We start from the raw sequence: 17,848 nt of genomic DNA, 5'->3' as shown, positions 1-17,848 counted from the left end.
CCAGCTCGAACGGACGATTACCGCAATGAGAAGGACACCAAACGAGAACGAGTCTCGTTCGACACCGAACGTCAGGTCACATAGCTCCAGTCCTCACAACCTGTCGTTGCGGCTCGCGGCACCCATCCACGCCACCTCGGACCATCCGGGTTTCGCGCATGCGAAATCCGTCCGGCGCGAAGCATCGCGGCCCAGGGCCACCTAGGTCAACCCATCCCGACCTGGGTCGTCCACGGCGGCCACGGTGTTCCCCTCGAGCCTGCTCGGCCGTGAGCACGACGGCATCGGCCGCCGAACCCGCACCCGCGCAGCCTCCTCACTACATCGGTGGCGCTCCACCTCACTGTGGGCACAGAAGGTAGCGAAAAGTATGCGCCGATGTAAGCCTATCGGGGAGGTTTGGCGCAGACTCGCGTCCCACCAGCGGCGGATCAAGCTCCACCATAACGATCGTTTTGTATCCGAATACCCTCTTCGGCGGGGCCCGTTCGTCCGTTTGAGGGTCACTCTCGCCCAGGTGCAACGGACCGAGCACCCGCCGTCACCCCGGCACGGCACCGTCTCGCGGCTCCAGCAGCGGACTTGTCCGAGGTCAGCGCGGGGAGACCCGGAAATGCGGCGTCCCCCATTCGGCCGAGCATGCATGTGGATCACCGGGGTGTCGGTTATCACACTGTTTCACCGCGGATCGTCCACCGATCCGGACAATTCCGGCTGTCTCGACGGCTTCCCGGGCCGCCCTGCCGTGAACCGGTCACCGGGACACCGCTTGTCGGAACACCACCGGTCGGCGCCGCGCGCCCGGACTCCGGACGCGGGCACGATCGACTCCGCGTTCCACACCGGACATTCCCGGGAAATGATCGATTCGCCGCCGAGACCTCCCATGATCCTTTTGCCCGACCGCGACGACCGGGACGCGAATCGATCATTCACCCGGCTCGGCGAGTTGCGCACAGCGAAACGGGCCGCGATTCGATCAAGCAAATACCGGCGCGGTATCGCCGTGTGGAACTTCCCGACATCGCACGCTGTCGGTGATCCGCTTTCCCCAGCCCGACAAGGGGTCTCGCGCGTGCCTGTCGATCACATCGCCGCAGGTGCGGGTCTTGTGAACCGCTCACGAACCCACCACGCGGTTGCCTGCCGAGTGACCCCGGAAGAGTGCGAAGCACGCCCGCCGGACTACGCAAACCATTAGTCCATTTGGCAATTTGATCTGAAAGTGTGATCGATTCCGGCACAGAGAAACCGGTCGGCAACCCATTGTGACCGACTGGGATCGGCCCTAGAGTCTCGCCGGTACGTCGGGGAGCGACCTTGCAAAACATTCACATCGGCCAAAAATCGAGGAGAGGCAATGCCTAGACGCGGCGACATCCGGTCGCGCGTGTGGATTCCGATGATCTCCGCCACCGTCGCCCTGGTGACCGCGCTCAGCGGCTGCGGGGCACTCGACGGCTCGTCCGACAACCCGAGTGGTGGCGGCTCGGGCACGGCGGGTGCGGTCGAGAAACCCAAGCTCAAGGTCGGCCTGCTACCCGTGGTCGATGTCGCTCCGCTGTACCAGGCGGTCGAGAAGGGCTACTTCAAGCAGGAGAACCTCGACGTCGAACCGATCGTCGTGGCCAGCGGCCCGAAAGCCGTGGAGAGCGTGATCTCCGGCGAGATCGACATCGCCTTCACCAGCTACCCCGGCGCCTTCCTCGCCCAGTCCAAGGGCGCGGCCAACCTCAAGATCGTCGCGGACGCGTACGCCGCCCGCCCCGGTCACCTCGTGCTGGTCGCGACGGAGAACTCGCCGATCAAGCGCCCCGAGGACGCTGCGGGCAAGAAGATCGCCGTGACCAGCAAGGGGTCCATCTCCGACCTGGGCACGATGTCCGTGCTGAGCGCGCAGGGGGTGGACATCAGCAAGATCGAGTGGGTGCAGATGCCGTTCCCCGACATGGGTCCGGCGATGAAGAACGGCAACATCAACGGCGCTGTCGTCGCCGAGCCGTGGGTGACCAGGACGGCCAAGGAGAACGGGGCGATGCCGATCGTCGACGTCTCGTCCGGCCCGACCGCGGACATCTCGATGTCCGGCTGGGCCGCGCTGGACAAGCTGACCAGCGCGAACCCGAACACGTTCGCCGCGTTCCAGCGCGGGCTGGCCAAGGGCGTCGCCGACGTGAAGAAGGACCGGACCGCGCTCGAACCGATCCTGACCAAGTTCATCAAGATCGACCAGGTCACCGCGCCGCTGGTGACCATCGCGGACTACCCGGAGCGGGCCGACGCCGTGCGGCTGCAGCGGGTGGCCGACCTGATGAAGGAGTTCAACGTCATCAAGGACCGGCTGGACGTGTCCAAGATGCTGCTGGAGCCCGCCGCGTCGAAGTGAGCCGCACGTGTGTGCTGTCAAGCCCGGGGATCACACGTCCCCGGGCTTCTTCGTCTGCCGACCCGATGATGCGTCACACGCAGCAACCATGCCCGCCTGTTCGGAGCAATCGGATACTCCTGGCCGACTAGGCCGAACGGCCTGATTTCCGTACCGTCACGAGTTGACGGAACGTGAGTCATTTGTCGAAAACCCTCGTCAGTCTTTAGAGTGACCCCCTGGCATCGCCGGGTGACCCGCCTTCCAACCGCTCATGGAGTTCGGTGTGTTCATCTCCGCAGCGTCGCCGCTCGACGCCGCACCCTTGATCTCGCTAGCAGGTGAACCGGGGTGATCCGGTTCCTCCGCGGTCTGGTGGGGATCGTGTTCATCCTCGCCCTGTGGCAGCTCGGCTCGATCACCGGGCTGTTCCCGCAGGACTACATCCCACCGCCGACCACCGTGCTGCCCCGGATGGTCGAACTGTTCGGGCCGGCGTACAACGTCGCCGACGGCAGCAGCACGAGCAGCCACTTCGTCCAGGACCTCGTCGCGACCATGCTGACCTGGCTGCTGGCCCTGCTGATCGCGATCGGCATCGCGGTCCCGGCCGGGCTGATCCTCGGCAGCGTCCCCTCGGTCCGGGTCGCCACCCGGGTGATCGTCGAGTTCCTCCGGCCGATCCCGTCGGTCGCGATCATCCCGCTGATCATCGTGATGCTCGGCTCCGGCGTGGAAACCAAGATCACGCTCGCGGTGTACGCCGCGGTCTGGCCGATCCTGTTCAACACGATCTACGCGCTCGACGAGATCGACCCGCTGCTGCTGGACACCGCGCGGTCGTTCGGCCTCGGCAAGGCGCGCACGATGTTCACCGTCGGCCTGCCGCACGCGGCACCGTTCATCTTCACCGGTGTCCGGCTGGCCAGCGCGGTCATCCTGATCGTGGTGATCAGCGTCGAGTACCTGGCCGGTGGCGTGATCGGGATCGGGAAGTTCACCCTGGACTGGGCCAGCGGCTCCGGCAGGCAGGACGTGATCCTCGCGGTGACGCTGCTCGCGGGCGTGATCGGCTACCTGCTGGACGGCGGCTTCCTCAAACTCCAGCGCGTGCTGTTCAAGTGGAACAGCGTGGAGGCGGGCAAATGACGCACCTGCGGGGATTCGCGCAGCGCTGGATCGTGTTCATCGGTGTCCTGGCGGCCTGGCAGCTGCTGACGATGGCGAGCGGGTCGAAGTTCTTCCCGACCCCGCTGTCGATCGTCGAAGCGGCCGGCAACCTGTGGCTCGGCGGCCCGGCGTCACAGCTCTGGTTGCACGACAACGTCTTCGTCCACGTCCTGCCCAGTCTCGGCAGGCTGCTGACCGGCTGGCTCGGCGCCGCGGTCGTCGGGATCGCACTGGGCATCGCACTCGGCCGCTCCAAGAACGGGATCGACTACTTCGGACCGCTGTTCGCGTTCCTGCGCTCGATCCCGCCGGTGCTGCTGCTGCCGTTCTTCATGGTGATCTTCGGCATCGAGTCGCCGCAGAAGATCGCGCTGATCGCGTTCGGCGCGCTGTGGCCGATCCTGCTCAACTCGGTGGACGGCGCCCGGTCGGTCGACGCGGTGAAGACGGACACCGCGCGGTCGTTCCGCATCCCGAGGACACAGTGGATCACCATGGTCGTGCTGCCCGCCGCTCTGCCGAAGATCTTCGCCGGGCTGCGGGTGTCGCTGTCGCTGTCGTTGGTGCTGATGGTGATCTCCGAACTGGTCGGCGCGGCCACCGGGATGGGCACCCAGCTCACCGACGCCCAGCGGCAGTACGACTACCCGAACATGTGGGCGGTCATCGTCCTGCTCGGCGTGCTCGGCTTCGTGCTGAACAACTTGTTGCTGGCGGTGGAGCGGCGCGTGCTCTCCTGGCAACCCACTCGTAACGCGCAAGTGAGTACTGTCAAGGCCGGAGGCTGAACTGATGACGCCCATGCTGGAAGTCGCCGACCTGCGGCACACGTACGGCTCCGGGCCGGCCGCGCACACCGCGGTGCAGAACCTCACCTTCGAGGTGGCCACCGGGGAGCTGGCGTGCATCGTCGGCCCGTCGGGCTGCGGCAAGTCGACGCTGCTGCGGTGCATCGCAGGTCTGATCAAGCCGTCCGAGGGCACAGTGTCGCTGCACGGCGACAAGATCGACCGCACCCCGGAGGACCTGGCCGTGGTCTTCCAGGACTACAGCCGTTCGCTGTTCCCGTGGCTTTCGGTGCGCGGCAACGTGGAATTCCCCTTGCGTTCACGCGGGGTCTCGCGTGCCGAGCGCCGCAAGCGTTCCGCCGAGGCGCTGGAGTGGGTCGGCCTGTCGGGCGCGGGTGCGAAGTACCCGTGGCAGTTGTCGGGCGGGATGCAGCAGCGCGTGTCGATCGCGCGTGCGCTGGCGTGCCAGCCCTCGTTGCTGCTGATGGACGAGCCCTTCGCGTCAGTGGACGCGCAGACCCGCTTCGAACTGGAAGACCTGTTGCTGCGCGTGCGGCACGAGCACTCGAGCACGGTTCTGCTCGTCACGCACGACATCGACGAGAGCGTGTACCTCGGCGACCGGGTGCTGGTGCTGTCCAAGTCGCCCGCGTCGATCGTGGCGGACCTGCCCGTGGACCTGCCCGCCCAGCGCGACCAGATCACCACGCGCGAGTCGAAGAACTTCGTCGCGTTGCGCGGCGAGGTGGCTCGGCTGCTGCACAACCAGCCCGCCGTCGCGCACGAACCGGTCAAGCGGCCGACGCCGGCCGAGGAGTCGGCCGCGGCCGCGCGGTTCCTCGAGGCCGAGCGCGAGCAGGCGCGGCGCAAGAGCGACGCCAGCACCGGCTGACGCCCTTTCCCGCTGACGAGACCGAAAACCGGTCGACGCACTCGCGTCGGCCGGTTTTCGGCTACCGGGAACAATTTCGGTCAATGCTCCATCCGCCGTCGGCACATGAGGGAAACGGGCGCACCGAGAGTGCCCTGGAATACCTCCCCGCGCACTAATGATCGTATTTATTCACGCCGTTGCCAAAAGATCACCAATGGGTCGAAGATCGGGGTGATCGATCTCCCTGCGAGTCGATCTCGTGGTGTATAAAACACCGCAACAGGGGCGCGCCGGGGCGCCTGATCGCGTATCCAGGGCTCTGCACGGTCGGAACACCGGCGTCTCGTCTGTTCCAGATCCTCACTCCCAGATAAGGCAGCACATGCTTGGAAGAGGCAGTAGGTCTGTTCACAGCCGCAGAGCCGCGCTCAGCATCCTGGGGTCCGCGAGTCTCATCGCGGCGCTGAGTGGTTGTGGTGCTCTCGGCGCGTCCGACGACGGTGGCGGCGGCGGCAACGGTGGCGGCGGCAACGGGCAGCTCGAACGCACCAAGATCCGCGTCGGCGCGATGCCGATCATCGACTCGACCCCGGTGCACCTCGCGCAGCAGAAGGGGTACTTCAAAGAGGTCGGGCTCGAAGTGGAGCTGGAAACGGTGACCGGCGCGGCGACGGCGATCCCGAAGCTGTTGTCCAACGAGCTGCAGTTCACCTACGGCGCGTACGTGCCGGTGTTCCAGGCGCAGGCGAAAGGCACCGGCGACTTCAAGTTCGTCGCGGACAGCTACCAGACCGCCGAGAACATCTTCGTGATCATGGTCGGCCGCGACTCGCAGATCAAGAGCCCGAAAGACCTCGCGGGCAAGACGATCGCGACGAACACGAAGAACAGCATCACCGACCTGCTCGCCAAGTCGGCGATGGACACCGCTGGCGTCGACCAGTCGAAGATCAACTGGGTCGAGTTCCCCTTCCCCGACATGCAGTCGAAACTGGAAGCCAAGCAGATCGACGCGGCGGTGATCCTCGAACCGTTCGTCACCCAGGCCGCGCGTTCGATCGGCGCGACCCCGATCCTCGACACCTCACAGGGACCGACGGCCAACTTCCCGATCTCCGGCTACACGGGAACAGCGAAGTTCGTCACGGAGAACCCGAAGACGACGGAAGCATTCCGCAAGGCGCTGACGAAGGCATCGGAAACCGCGAGCAACCGCGAGGAAGTGGAGAAAGCGGTCACGCAGTTCGTCAAGATCGACAAGGAAGTGGCGCAGCTGGTCCGAATCGGAACGTTCCCGACCAGCGTCGACCGCACTCGCCTGCAGCGCACAGTTGACCTGATGAAGAAGTACAAGATGCTCGACCAGAACGCGAACGTGAACATCGACTCGATGATCTTCAAGGCCGCCACCGGGTGAGCGACTGCCTGACGAGCTTTCCAGGTTGAGAGGCGCGGTTCCGCGTGGATGTCCGCACATCCGCGCAGGATCGCGCCTCTCGTTCCACTCGGACTTGTCCATTTCGGAAAGCCCGGTCGAACTCCGGCCTTTTCTCAGCGCCAGCGGAAGTGCCAGCGGCGGAGGCGGACCAACCCGCGGGACAGCTGCGGCAGCGTTCCGGGCAGCCGGGGGCAGAAGGACCTGTGTTCGTTCGCGACGACCAGAGCGTGGTGGAGCTCGGTCGGCGGGGCCGAGACGGACAGCATCATCTCCCGCGCTCCGAGTAGCACCAGCGTCGCACCGAAGCGGTCTTCCCAGCTGCGCAGGATCGCCGACATCGCCGGCCTGCCGAGGCGGGCGGGAACGTCCGCCGGGCGGTTGGCCTCGACCAGCCCGAGGCGGTAGGCCGGGCGCTTGTTCGCGATCATCACGGCGCCCGCGATACCCGCCTCCGCCTGCGGGTCGTGCCTGTCCACGGCGCGCCGGGCCGCTTCGGGCACGAACCCCGTCTCCGGCGGGATGCCGAGGCCGCCGGAGGGCACGAGCACCGGCCACAACCGGGTTCGCTGGTAGTCCGCCACCCGGTCGAGATAGGCATGCGGATCGGTCAGCACCGAGTCGGTCAACCAGATCTCCCCGTGCCAGCTGCCCAGCGCCGCCGGAGCGATCGTCATAGCCGTCATCGCGAACCCCTCGCCTCGAACGTGTGTTCGAATATAACCGTAGCGGAGGGGTCCGACAATTCCTGATCGGGTCAGCGCGTCAGCCGACCTCCGGCACCGGCGGCCCGAGCAGGTCGTCGGCGTCCACGATCGTGTACGCGTAGCCCTGTTCGGCCAGGAAGCGCTGGCGGTGGGCGGCGTACTCGGTGTCCAGGGTGTCGCGGGAGACCACCGAGTAGAAGTGCGCCTGGCGGCCGTCGCCCTTGGGACGCAGCAGCCTGCCGAGGCGCTGCGCCTCCTCCTGGCGGGAGCCGAACGTGCCGGAGACCTGCACGGCCACCGACGCCTCCGGCAGGTCGATCGAGAAGTTCGCGACCTTCGAGACCACCAGGGTCGGCAGCTCGCCCCTGCGGAACGCGTCGAACAGCGCCTCGCGTTCCTTGTTCTTCGTCGAGCCCTGGATGATCGGGGCGTTGAGCTCCGCGCCGAGCTCGTCGAGCTGGTCGAGGTACGCGCCGATCACCAGCGCGGGCTCGCCCGGGTGCTTGTCCAGGATGCTGCGGACGACCGGCAGCTTCGTGCGTGCCGTCGAGCAGATCTTGTACCGCTCCTCCGGCTCGGCCGTCGCGTACTTCAGGCGCTCGGCGTCCGTCAGCGTCACGCGGACCTCGGTGCACTCCGCCGGGGCGATCCAGCCCTGCGCCTCGATGTCACGCCACGGCACGTCGAAGCGCTTCGGGCCGATCAGCGAGAACACGTCGCCCTCGCGCCCGTCCTCACGCACCAGCGTCGCCGTCAGCCCGAGGCGGCGGCGGGACTGCAGGTCCGCGGTCATCCGGAAGACCGGCGCGGGCAGCAGGTGCACCTCGTCGTACACGATCAGGCCCCAGTCGCGGGAGTCGAACAGCTCCAGGTGCCGGTACTCGCCCTTGGTCTTGCGGGTGACCACCTGGTACGTCGCGATGGTGACCGGCCGGATCTCCTTGCGCTCGCCGGAGTACTCGCCGATCTCCTCCTCGGTCAGCGAGGTCCGCGCGATCAGCTCGCGCTTCCACTGCCGCCCGGCCACGGTGTTCGTCACCAGGATCAACGTGGTCGCCTGCGCCTCGGCCATCGCCGCCGCGCCGACGAGCGTCTTGCCCGCGCCACACGGCAGCACGACGACCCCCGAGCCACCTGCCCAGAACGTCTGCGCCGCCATGCGCTGGTAGTCGCGCAGCTGCCAGCCTTCTTCCTCCAGCGCGATCGGGTGCGCCTCGCCGTCGACGTAACCGGCCAGGTCCTCGGCGGGCCAGCCCACCTTCAACAGCACCTGCTTGAGACGGCCGCGCTCACTCGGGTGGACGACCACCGTGTCGTCGTCGATGCGCGCGCCGAGCATGGGCGCGACCTTCTTGTTGCGCAGCACCTCCTCGAGCACCGCGCGGTCGGTGGCGTTCATCACCAGCCCGTGGGCCGGATTATGCAGCAGCTGCAACCTGCCGAAGCGACTCATCGTGTCCACGACGTCGATCAGCAGCGGCTGCGGCACGGGGTAGCGCGAGAACCGCGAGAGGGCGTCGACGACCTGTTCGGCGTCGTGCCCGGCGGCGCGGGCGTTCCACAGCGCGAGCGGCGTCACCCGGTAGGTGTGCACGTGCTCAGGAGCACGTTCCAGCTCGGCGAACGGCGCGATGGCCATCCGCGCTTCGTCGGACTGCGGGTGCTCGACTTCGAGCAGCAGCGTCTTGTCGGACTGCACGATCAACGGGCCGTCGGTCACTGTGTCAAACAACTCCTCATCCGCGGGACCTCCCCCAGTGTGCCAACACCGCGACCACCGGCAAAAATCCCGGCCATTCCGCCATGGGGACCGCTGCCCTGCGGGTACGGTTGCCCCGACTCGAGGCCGATCACGCTGGGGAAACCGATGACTTATCCACCGCAGGGGCAGTACCCGCCGCCGCAGGGCTACCCGCAGCAGCCGCAACAGCCCTATCCGCAGCAGTACCCGCCACCACCGACCGGTGCGCCCCAGCAGCAGTACCCGCCGCCGCCGGACCCCGGCGGCTTCCCCCAGCAGCAGTACCAGCCGCCGGGCGGTGGCTTCCCGCCGCCGAACCTGCCGCCGCCGCTGCCGAAGAAGAGCGGCGGCCGCAAGATCGTCGGCGGTGTCGTCGCGCTCGGCGTCATCGGCCTGATCATCTTCGGGATCGTCAACTGGGGCACCGGGGCCGGGGCCGCCGAGGCGGGCGACTGCATCAGGGTCGTGTCGGCCTCCAGCGCGGACGCCGAGAAGGCCGACTGCAACACGCAGGAAGCCGTGTACAAGGTGGCCAAGAAGCTGGACAGCTCGGCGGGCCTGTGCCCGAAGGGCGACTACACCGAGTGGACCCGGCGCAGCCGCACCGACACGATGAAGCTCTGCCTGATGCTCAACGCCAAGGAAGGCGACTGCTTCAAGATCTCAAGCGGCGGCGGCAACAAGGCCGACGAGCGCGCCCCGTGCGGCGGATCGGCGGTCAAGGTCGCCAAGATCGTGACCGGCAAGGCCGACCCGGCCGCGTGCGGGAAGGGCAAGGGCGACATGGCCGCGGTCTACTCGGAACCGGCCACGACCCTGTGCCTGGCGCGCAGCTAGCCAGGTCCTAGTCGGCGACGTTCGCGTGGGCGGTGACCTTGGTGATCCGCCCGCGCACCAACAGTTCACCGGGCACGGCGTTGCGCTTGCCGAACACGTCCGCCTTGTCCTCGCCCATGTACCGGGCGGCGATCTTCGTCGCCCAGACCAGTGACTCGTCCAGGTCCTCGGACAGCGTCGCCTCGCCCTGGACGACCACGTACGAATAAGGCGGCGTGGAGTCGTCGACGCACAGCGAGAACCTCGGGTCGCGCCGGAGTGCCTTGCCCTTCACCGACTCGGCGCCGGTGTTGAAGACGACCTCGTCGTAGCCGTCCTGTTCGTTGAGGACGAACCAGATCGGGGCGACGTGCGCCGCGCCGTTGACCCGGACGGTGGCGAGCTTGCCCGTGCGGGTGCCGTCGGAGGCGAACGCCCACCACTCGTCCCGTGACATGTTCTGCATGGAGATCACGATGCCGCACGTGCCCGCTGACCACACCTCGGAGTACCGCCGCGCGACCGCCGCGGACGCGGCAGGCGTCGCCGGCGTGTGGCTGGCGTCCTTCCGGGCGGCGCTGCCCACGGTTCGCCGGGCGCACACCGACGACGAGGTCCGGGCGTGGCTGGAACACGTCGTGATCCCCGGCCGGGAGACGTGGGTCGCGCAGTCGGGTGACACCTGTGTCGGCATGATGGTCCTGCACGACGGCTGGATCGAGCAGCTCTACCTGTCCCCCGGCCACCGCGGCCGCGGCATCGGCGACGGGTTCGTGGACCTGGCGAAACGGGCCAACCCCGCGGGCCTGCAACTGTGGACGTTCCAGGTGAACGGTCCGGCACGCCGGTTCTACGAGCGGCACGGCTTCAGGCAGGCCGAGCTCACCGACGGGTCGGCCAACGAGGAACGTGAGCCGGACGTTCGCTACGTCTGGCTGCCGGGCTACGGCATTCAGCCGAATTGATCCGCGGAATCGGAAGAAACAGCGCCTCTGCTCCGCGGATATGGACCCCGCTCGACGCGGGGTTGATTGACCGCGCAATCGGTAGCAGTCTCGGACCAGTGTGAGCGTGATCACGCTCGCATGCGTTCCCAAGCCCACCACCGAGCCAGCGTTGGAGGCGCTATGCGGATCACCGTCGGCGTCGACGGGACCAGGTACACGGACGAGGTCGAGCCCCGCATGTTGCTTGTGCACTACTTGCGCGAGCGCCTCGGCAAAACCGGAACCGTGGTCGGATGCGACACCAGCAACTGCGGGGCTTGTACCGTCCACCTCGACGGGCACAGCGTGAAGTCCTGCTCAGTCCTCGCGGTCCAGGCCGACGGCTGCGAGGTCACCACCGTCGAGGGCCTCGCCCGCGACGGCCGGATGCACCCCGTACAACAGGCCTTCCACGACAACCACGCGTTGCAGTGCGGGTTCTGCACGCCCGGCATGATCATGCAGGCGATCGACCTGCTCGCCGACGACCCCGATCCCGACGACCACGCCGTGCGGCACGGCCTCGAGGGAAACCTCTGCCGCTGCACCGGCTACCAGAACATCGTGCGCGCGGTCCGTGACGCCGCGTCGAAGATGGCGCCCGGCGCAGGTCCCGCCGCCGAGCAGGTCTCCGACTCGGCGATCACGGCACGCGAAGCGAGCCACACGGGAGGCGGTAGCTGATGACCGCCACAGCCGAGCCCGAGGTGGGCAAGGCCCGTCTGCGCAAAGAGGACGAACGCCTGATCACCGGGCGCACCCGGTGGACCGACAACATCACGCTGCCCGGCATGCTGCACCTCGCGGTGCTGCGCAGCCCTCAGGCGCACGCCAGGATCGTCAGCATCGACACCTCCGCCGCACGCGAGATGCCCGGCGTCATCGCGGTGTTCACGGGAAAGGACTTGGACCCGGCAGGGGAGATCGGTCTGCCGTGCGCGTGGCCGGTCACCCCGGACATGAAGCACCCGAGGCGGCCGGTCCTCGCCGCCGACAAGGTGAACTTCGCCGGCGAAGGCGTCGCCGTCGTGGCAGCGCGCAGTGTCGCCGAGGCGCAGGACGCACTCGAGGCCGTCGACGTCGAGTACGAGGACCTGCCGGTCGTCCTGGACATGGAGGCGGCGCTCGCCGAGGGCACGACCGTGATCCACGACGACCTCGGCACGAACGAGAACGCCGTGTGGGTGTTCGACTCCAGCGAAGCAGGCACCGGCGGCAACGTCCAGCAGGCCATCTCGGACGCCGAGGTCACCGTCACCCGCCGGTTCCGCCAGCAGCGGCTGATCCCGGCGTTCATGGAGCCACGCGCCACCGTCGTCGACCCGACCGGACCACAGCTGACAGTCTGGTCGTCCACCCAGATCCCGCACATCCTGCGCGTGATGACGTCGCTGACTCTCGGTCTGCCGGAGCACAAGCTGCGGGTGATCGCGCCGGACGTCGGCGGCGGGTTCGGCGGCAAGATCGGTGTGCTGCCCGAGGAGCTGATGACGCTCCTCGTCGCGCGGAAACTCGGCAAACCGGTGAAGTGGAACGAAAGCCGGTCGGACTGCATGGCCACGGCGCACCACGGCCGCGACCAGATCCAGGACATCACCATCACGGCGACGCGCGACGGCACGATCACCGGGCTCAAAGTGGACCTGCTGGCCGACATGGGCGCGTACCTCGGTGTGGTCGCGCCTGGCGTGCCGCTGCTGGGCGCGTTCATGTTCAACGCGATCTACAAGATCCCGGCCTACCGGTTCGCGTGCACCAACGTGTTCACCAACAAGACGATCACCGACGCCTACCGCGGCGCCGGTCGTCCGGAGGCCACGTTCGCGATCGAGCGGATCATGGACGAGCTCGCCGTCGAGCTCGACATGGACCCGTTGGCGCTGCGGGAGAAGAACTGGATCAAGCACGAGGAGTTCCCGTACACCACGGTCGCCGGGCTGACGTACGACTCCGGCAACTACGAGGCCGCGACCCAACGCGCCAAGCAGCTGTTCGACTACGACGGACTGCGGCGCGAGCAGCAAGCGCGCCGGGCGTCGAACGACGCCGTCCAGCTCGGCATCGGCATCTCGACGTACACCGAGATGTGCGGCCTCGCGCCGTCCCGCGTGCTCGGCTCGCTGGCTTACGGCGCGGGCGGTTGGGAGCACGCGGCGATCCGGATGCTGCCGACGGGCAAGGTCGAGGTCGTCACCGGGGCGTCCGCGCACGGCCAAGGCCACGAGACGGCGTGGAGCCAGATCGTGGCCGACCAGCTCGGCGTCGCCTTCGAGGACGTCGAAGTGCTGCACGGCGACACGCAGATCGCGCCGAAAGGCATGGACACGTACGGATCCCGGTCGCTCACGGTCGGCGGGACAGCGCTTGTCCTCGCCGCACAGAGGGTTCTCGACAAGGCGAAACCGGTCGCGGCGCACATGCTCGAGTGCTCGGTCGACGACATCGAGTTCGCGGGCGGCAAGTTCGCCGTCAAGGGCACCGACAAGTCAGTCGGCATCCAGGACATCGCGCTCGCCGTGTTCGCCGCACACGACCTGCCGGACGGCTACGAGGCCAGCCTCGACTCCGACGCCACGTTCGACCCGGACAACTTCTCGTACCCGCACGGGACGCACCTGTGCGCGACCGAAGTGGACACCGAGACCGGGCGCGTGTCGATCCGGTCGTACGTGTGCGTGGACGACGTCGGCAAGGTCGTCAACCCGCTGATCGTCGAAGGCCAGGTGCACGGCGGTCTGGCGCAGGGCATCGCGCAGGCGCTGTACGAGGAAGCCGTCCACGACGAGAGCGGAACGCTGACGACCGGCACGTTCGCCGACTACTACCTGCCGTCCGCGGCGGACATGCCGACGTTCGTGACCGACCGGACCGAGACGCCGTCGACGACGAACCCGTTGGGCGTCAAGGGTGTCGGCGAGGCGGGCACGATCGCGTCGACGCCGGCCGTGGTCAACGCGATCGTCGACGCACTGCGGCACATGGGCGTCGCCGACGTCGAGATGCCGTGCTCGCCGATGCGCGTGTGGCAGGCGATCCAGGCAGGTGCGCGATGATCCCGGCGCAGTTCGACTACGTCGCACCGGCCACAGTGGACGAAGCGGTCCGCGCGCTCGCCGACGCGGGCGAGGACGGCAAGGTCATCGCGGGCGGCCAGAGCCTGCTGCCCGTGCTGCGGATGCGGCTGGCCGCACCGAGCAAGCTGGTGGACATCGGCAGGATCCCGGAGCTGCGCGGCATCCGCGAGGACGGCGACGCGATCGTGATCGGCGCGATGACCACGCACCACGAGGTGCAACGGGATCCGCTGGTGCGGGAGCACGCCACGTTGATCACGGCGGCGACCGGCACCGTGGCCGATCCGCAGGTCCGCCACCGCGGCACGTTCGGTGGCTCGATCGCCCACGCCGACCCGGCGGGCGATCTGCTGGCGCCCGTGCTGGCGATGGACGCCGAGATGGTCGTCGCGGGGATGGACGGCCGCCGGACCGTGCCCGCGGCGGAGTACTTCGTCGACTTCTTCACGACGGCGATGGCACCGGCCGAACTGCTCGTCGAGGTGCGGCTGCCCAAGTACACCGGGTGGCGCGCGCACTACGAGAAGTTCAACCGGGTCGCGCAGTCGTGGTCGATGGTCGCGGTCGCCGCGATGGTCCGCACCGATGGCGGCACCGTCGCGCAGGCGCGGATCGGGCTGACGAACATGGCATCGGTGCCCGTGCGGGCGCGGGCGGTGGAGGACGCGCTGGTCGGCCAGGCCGCGACGGCGGAGAACGTCAAGGCAGCGGCCGCGAACGCCGCGAACGGCACAAGTCCGACCAGTGACGGCAACGCCGATGGCGAGTACCGTAGCCATCTTGCTCGTGTGCTCACCGGACGTGCGTTGACCGCCGCAATCGGTTAAGGAGACTGGGCCTGTGCAGCTGGAACATCAGTTCACCGTCGAAGCGCCGGTTGATGTCGTGTGGCAGGCCCTGCTGGATCCGGAAAGGGTGGCGCCGTGCATGCCGGGTGCCACCCTGACCAGCGTCGACGGGCAGGCGTTCGCCGGGTCGGTCAAGGTCAGGCTCGGCCCGATCTCCCTGCTGTACAAGGGCAAGGGCGAGTTCACCGAGGTCGACGAGGCAACCAGGACGATCAGGATCAAGGCGTCGGGCAAGGACGCCCGCAGCGGCACGGCGTCGGCGGGCGTGACCGTCGTTCTGTCTGAAAAGGACGGTCAGACGACCGGGGCGGTGACGACCGACCTGACCATCACCGGCAAACCGGCCCAGTTCGGCCGGGGGATGATCGCGGAGGTCGGCGGGAAGATCCTGGACACGTTCGCGCACAACCTCGCTGAACTCGTCACACCCGCCAAACCGGCGCAGTCCCCCGTGTCCGAGCCGCTACGCGCTGTGCCGCCGTTGCGGGAGACCGAGGCGATCGACCTGCTCGAATACGCCGGTTCCCCCGCGCTCAAGCGGGCGTTGCCGCTGATCGCGGTCGCGCTCGTCGTGCTGTTTCTGATAGCCCGCAGACGGCGTGAATAATCTACTGGCAGGATGTCGCGCATGCGCCGGTCCTTGCTCGCGACATGCTGCGCGACCGCCCTGCTCGCCGCGGGGTGCTCAGCCGGCAGCGCCGCCGACCCGAAGATCTCCGTCCCAGCCGCGGCCCCGGCCGAAGGCCTCGCCACCACGGGCACAGCCAAACCGGAGACGCCGGGGTTCACCGTCGTGGCCACGGGTGACGTGCTGATCCACCCGGCGCTGACCGACCAGGCCACCCAGGACGGCGGCGGCAAACGCGACTACCGGCAGATCTTCGCCGGGGTGAAACCGGTGATCAGCGCGGCTGACCTGGCGATATGCCACCTGGAGACGCCGATCGCCGCCCCGGAGGGCCCGTTCAAGGGATACCCGGAGTTCAGCGCGCCGCCCGAGGTGGCCGACGCGCTGGCGGACGCGGGCTACGACGACTGCTCGACGGCGTCCAACCACACGCTGGACGTCGGCGAAGCAGGCGTGACCAGGACGCTGGCGGCCCTCGACAAAGCGGGCATCAAGCACACCGGTTCGGCGCGGTCGGCCGACGAGGCCAAGACCCCGCTGATCCTGGACGTGAAAGGCACGAAGGTCGGGCAAGTCTCGTACACCTTCGGCTTCAACGGCAAGCAGCTGCCCGCGGGCAAACCGTGGATGTCCAACACCCTCAAGGCCGACGACGTGATCACCGCGGCCAAGGCGGCGAAGGCTGCGGGCGCCGAAGTCGTGATCGCCAGCCTGCACTGGGGCACCGAGTTCGTGCACGACCCGACCCAGTCCCAGCGCCGGGACGCGCAGAAGCTGCTGTCCGACCCGAACATCGACCTGATCATCGGGCACCACGCGCACGTCGTGCAGCCCTTCGAGAAGATCAACGGCAAGTGGGTCGCGTACGGCCTCGGCAACCACATCGCCAAGCACTCGGACCCCCGTGGCGTGTCCGAGGAAGGCGCGATCGCCCGGTTCCACTTCACCCGCGGCGGCACCGGCTGGACCGTCGACAAGGCCGAGTACCTGCCGACCCTGATCAGCCTCGGCCCGCCGATCCGGCTGCTGGACCTGACACAGGGTTCGGCAGGCGACTCACGCCAGACCGAGGCAGTGAAGCGGACCGAGGGCATCGTGCTGTCCCGCGACGCCCGCAACCAGGGCCTCACCCGCCCCGGCAACTGAACGCTCGCGTACTTCGCGTTCGCAGCGGTGCTACGGAGCTTGGCAGAAGTACGTTTCCTGGATTCTCCCAACCGGTTCGCCCGGCACCAGGTCGTCGTACGGGTTGACCGACAGCACCATTTGGCGGCCGTCGTCGGAGCGGGCCACGAACGTCTGGAAGCCGAGCGCTCCCCCGTCGTGGCCCCATACCTTCACCCCGCAGGACAGTTCGGTGCTGAACACGCCCAGTCCGTCCCGCCATTGCGGGGTTCCGGGATTGGTCGGCACCGTCGCACGCATCTGCGTCGTCGTCTCGCGGCTGAGCAGTTTTCCGCCGAGCAGTGCCTCGAAGAACTTCGTCAGGTCTTCGGTGGTGGAGATGATCTCACCGGCCGCGCCGATGACTGACGGGTTGATCGAGGTCACGTCGATCAGTTCCCGGGGTGCGCCTTGCACTGGTGGCACGCGCATGTAGCCGTGCGCGTGTGGCCGTGGGATCGTTTTCGACGTGCCGGGCAGGGTGGTGTCGTGCATTCCCAGTGGTCGTAGGAGTTGTTTGCGCACCTCGGCCGGCCAGGGGTTGCCGGTGACGCGTTCCACCAGCTGGCCTGCCAGGACGTAGTTGGTGTTGGAGTAGTCCCATTTTGCGCCGGGCGGGTTGGTCGGCGGGTGGGCGAACGCGACGGCCAGCAGTTCCGCGGGGGTGCGGTCGCGCTGCAGAGCTGGGTAGTTCCATGCCTCGTAGCCGGGTTCTGACGCGAAGTCGTACAAGCCACTGGTGTGGTTGAGGACTTGCCGTACGGTGATCCGCGCGCCGTTGGGCACGAGGCCGGGCAGGTATCGCTCGACTGGGGCGTCCAGTTCGATCCGTTTGTCGTCGACCAGCCGCAGGACCAGGGTCGCGGTGAATGCCTTGGTGGTACTGGCGATTCGGAACTTCCCGCGTGCGTCGGCCGGTCGCCGTGTGGTCAGGTCCCGCACGCCCGAGGCTGTTGCCCACTGGCCTTTTCGGTCCCGTACCCGCAACAGGGCCGCTGTTGCCTCACCGGAGTCCACCAGTGCGTCCAATTCGGACTTCAACTTCTGGTGTGCGCCTTGGGCCTCGGCCACGCCGGGGATCAGCGCGGCGACAGCTGCCGCCACCGCGACGACGGCAGTTCTCCGCGCCTTCATCGGTTGCCTCCTTGACCGGTCTCCGCGACGGCCGCCGGGGCAACAACGGCCGCGAGTACCACCGACAGCACGGAAAGCCTTGCCACACGGCCGAATTCTCGTCGTTGGTTCACCTGGT

At 67.8% G+C, this 17,848-nt stretch carries 16 protein-coding genes; 12 read left to right on the top strand and 4 right to left on the bottom strand.

What is annotated here, in order from left to right:
- Positions 1-1,360 precede the first annotated feature (1,360 nt).
- The 5 genes from AOZ06_RS02870 to AOZ06_RS02850 all read left to right on the top strand — a co-directional run bounded on the left by AOZ06_RS02870 (position 1,361) and on the right by AOZ06_RS02850 (position 6,614).
- On the top strand, positions 1,361-2,386 hold the full coding sequence (locus AOZ06_RS02870) for an ABC transporter substrate-binding protein (RefSeq protein ID WP_083471471.1): 1,026 nt from the start codon (positions 1,361-1,363) through the stop codon (positions 2,384-2,386).
- A 330-nt stretch (positions 2,387-2,716) separates the two neighbouring features.
- On the top strand, positions 2,717-3,514 hold the full coding sequence (locus AOZ06_RS02865) for an ABC transporter permease (protein WP_179950804.1): 798 nt from the start codon (positions 2,717-2,719) through the stop codon (positions 3,512-3,514).
- Positions 3,511-4,323, top strand: a complete 813-nt coding sequence (locus tag AOZ06_RS02860; RefSeq protein WP_054287977.1) for an ABC transporter permease — start codon at positions 3,511-3,513, stop codon at positions 4,321-4,323. The genes AOZ06_RS02865 and AOZ06_RS02860 overlap by 4 nt, the downstream gene beginning before the upstream one ends.
- A gap of 4 nt (positions 4,324-4,327) precedes the next feature.
- Positions 4,328-5,215 (top strand): ABC transporter ATP-binding protein, encoded by an 888-nt coding sequence (locus tag AOZ06_RS02855; protein ID WP_054287976.1) that lies wholly within the window; start codon positions 4,328-4,330, stop codon positions 5,213-5,215.
- 364 nt (positions 5,216-5,579) lie between these two features.
- Positions 5,580-6,614, top strand: coding sequence for an ABC transporter substrate-binding protein (locus AOZ06_RS02850; protein ID WP_054287975.1), 1,035 nt, complete (start codon positions 5,580-5,582; stop codon positions 6,612-6,614).
- Positions 6,615-6,748: 134 nt separating this feature from the next.
- Here the strand turns inward: AOZ06_RS02850 and AOZ06_RS02845 are convergent, their stop codons facing one another.
- Together AOZ06_RS02845 and AOZ06_RS02840 are read right to left on the bottom strand one after the other, a co-directional pair.
- Positions 6,749-7,309: a DUF4253 domain-containing protein gene (locus AOZ06_RS02845; protein WP_054287974.1), complete on the bottom strand. Its 561-nt coding sequence runs from the start codon at positions 7,307-7,309 to the stop codon at positions 6,749-6,751.
- Positions 7,310-7,397: 88 nt separating this feature from the next.
- Positions 7,398-9,059, bottom strand: a complete 1,662-nt coding sequence (locus tag AOZ06_RS02840; RefSeq protein ID WP_054287973.1) for a DNA repair helicase XPB — start codon at positions 9,057-9,059, stop codon at positions 7,398-7,400.
- Between the two features lie 147 nt (positions 9,060-9,206).
- On the opposite strand from AOZ06_RS02840, the gene AOZ06_RS02835 reads away from it, so the two are divergent.
- Positions 9,207-9,917: an LppU/SCO3897 family protein gene (locus AOZ06_RS02835; protein WP_054287972.1), complete on the top strand. Its 711-nt coding sequence runs from the start codon at positions 9,207-9,209 to the stop codon at positions 9,915-9,917.
- Positions 9,918-9,924: 7 nt separating this feature from the next.
- Here AOZ06_RS02835 and AOZ06_RS02830 read toward each other — a convergent pair whose 3' ends face one another.
- On the bottom strand, positions 9,925-10,362 hold the full coding sequence (locus AOZ06_RS02830) for a PPOX class F420-dependent oxidoreductase (protein ID WP_054287971.1): 438 nt from the start codon (positions 10,360-10,362) through the stop codon (positions 9,925-9,927).
- Here AOZ06_RS02830 and AOZ06_RS02825 point away from each other — a divergent pair.
- The 6 genes from AOZ06_RS02825 to AOZ06_RS02800 all read left to right on the top strand — a co-directional run bounded on the left by AOZ06_RS02825 (position 10,361) and on the right by AOZ06_RS02800 (position 16,578).
- On the top strand, positions 10,361-10,861 hold the full coding sequence (locus AOZ06_RS02825; protein ID WP_083471470.1) for a GNAT family N-acetyltransferase: 501 nt from the start codon (positions 10,361-10,363) through the stop codon (positions 10,859-10,861). The genes AOZ06_RS02830 and AOZ06_RS02825 overlap by 2 nt on opposite strands.
- Positions 10,862-11,023: 162 nt before the next feature.
- On the top strand, positions 11,024-11,566 hold the full coding sequence (locus AOZ06_RS02820) for a (2Fe-2S)-binding protein (protein ID WP_054287970.1): 543 nt from the start codon (positions 11,024-11,026) through the stop codon (positions 11,564-11,566).
- The gene (locus AOZ06_RS02815) at positions 11,566-13,935 is read left to right on the top strand and encodes a xanthine dehydrogenase family protein molybdopterin-binding subunit (RefSeq protein ID WP_083471469.1); all 2,370 of its coding nucleotides are present in this window, start codon (positions 11,566-11,568) and stop codon (positions 13,933-13,935) included. Before AOZ06_RS02820 ends, AOZ06_RS02815 begins: the two co-directional genes overlap by 1 nt.
- Complete coding sequence (locus AOZ06_RS02810) at positions 13,932-14,783, top strand: FAD binding domain-containing protein (RefSeq protein ID WP_054296379.1); 852 nt, start codon at positions 13,932-13,934, stop codon at positions 14,781-14,783. The genes AOZ06_RS02815 and AOZ06_RS02810 overlap by 4 nt, the downstream gene beginning before the upstream one ends.
- Positions 14,784-14,796: 13 nt before the next feature.
- Positions 14,797-15,411, top strand: a complete 615-nt coding sequence (locus AOZ06_RS02805; protein ID WP_054287969.1) for an SRPBCC family protein — start codon at positions 14,797-14,799, stop codon at positions 15,409-15,411.
- Between the two features lie 21 nt (positions 15,412-15,432).
- Positions 15,433-16,578, top strand: coding sequence for a CapA family protein (locus AOZ06_RS02800; RefSeq protein ID WP_054287968.1), 1,146 nt, complete (start codon positions 15,433-15,435; stop codon positions 16,576-16,578).
- Positions 16,579-16,608: 30 nt separating this feature from the next.
- Here the strand turns inward: AOZ06_RS02800 and AOZ06_RS02795 are convergent, their stop codons facing one another.
- Complete coding sequence (locus AOZ06_RS02795; protein WP_054287967.1) at positions 16,609-17,730, bottom strand: serine hydrolase domain-containing protein; 1,122 nt, start codon at positions 17,728-17,730, stop codon at positions 16,609-16,611.
- Positions 17,731-17,848: the final 118 nt, after the last annotated feature.

It is taken from the genome of Kibdelosporangium phytohabitans (assembly GCF_001302585.1).
In the GTDB taxonomy this organism is placed as follows: domain Bacteria; phylum Actinomycetota; class Actinomycetes; order Mycobacteriales; family Pseudonocardiaceae; genus Kibdelosporangium; species Kibdelosporangium phytohabitans.
This window is presented reverse-complemented; position numbering and strand designations above follow the sequence as displayed.

Bases quoted from the DNA above. Each gene is read 5' to 3' on its own strand.
- AOZ06_RS02795 (WP_054287967.1), bottom strand. From the start codon at position 17,730: ATGAAGGCGCGGAGAACTGCCGTCGTCGCGGTGGCGGCAGCTGTCGCC.
- AOZ06_RS02835 (WP_054287972.1), top strand. From the start codon at position 9,207: ATGACTTATCCACCGCAGGGGCAGTACCCGCCGCCGCAGGGCTACCCG.
- AOZ06_RS02820 (WP_054287970.1), top strand. From the start codon at position 11,024: ATGCGGATCACCGTCGGCGTCGACGGGACCAGGTACACGGACGAGGTC.
- AOZ06_RS02810 (WP_054296379.1), top strand. From the start codon at position 13,932: ATGATCCCGGCGCAGTTCGACTACGTCGCACCGGCCACAGTGGACGAA.
- AOZ06_RS02845 (WP_054287974.1), bottom strand. From the start codon at position 7,309: ATGACGATCGCTCCGGCGGCGCTGGGCAGCTGGCACGGGGAGATCTGG.
- AOZ06_RS02850 (WP_054287975.1), top strand. From the start codon at position 5,580: ATGCTTGGAAGAGGCAGTAGGTCTGTTCACAGCCGCAGAGCCGCGCTC.
- AOZ06_RS02855 (WP_054287976.1), top strand. From the start codon at position 4,328: ATGACGCCCATGCTGGAAGTCGCCGACCTGCGGCACACGTACGGCTCC.
- AOZ06_RS02815 (WP_083471469.1), top strand. From the start codon at position 11,566: ATGACCGCCACAGCCGAGCCCGAGGTGGGCAAGGCCCGTCTGCGCAAA.
- AOZ06_RS02860 (WP_054287977.1), top strand. From the start codon at position 3,511: ATGACGCACCTGCGGGGATTCGCGCAGCGCTGGATCGTGTTCATCGGT.
- AOZ06_RS02830 (WP_054287971.1), bottom strand. From the start codon at position 10,362: ATGCAGAACATGTCACGGGACGAGTGGTGGGCGTTCGCCTCCGACGGC.
- AOZ06_RS02800 (WP_054287968.1), top strand. From the start codon at position 15,433: ATGCGCCGGTCCTTGCTCGCGACATGCTGCGCGACCGCCCTGCTCGCC.
- AOZ06_RS02825 (WP_083471470.1), top strand. From the start codon at position 10,361: ATGGAGATCACGATGCCGCACGTGCCCGCTGACCACACCTCGGAGTAC.
- AOZ06_RS02870 (WP_083471471.1), top strand. From the start codon at position 1,361: ATGCCTAGACGCGGCGACATCCGGTCGCGCGTGTGGATTCCGATGATC.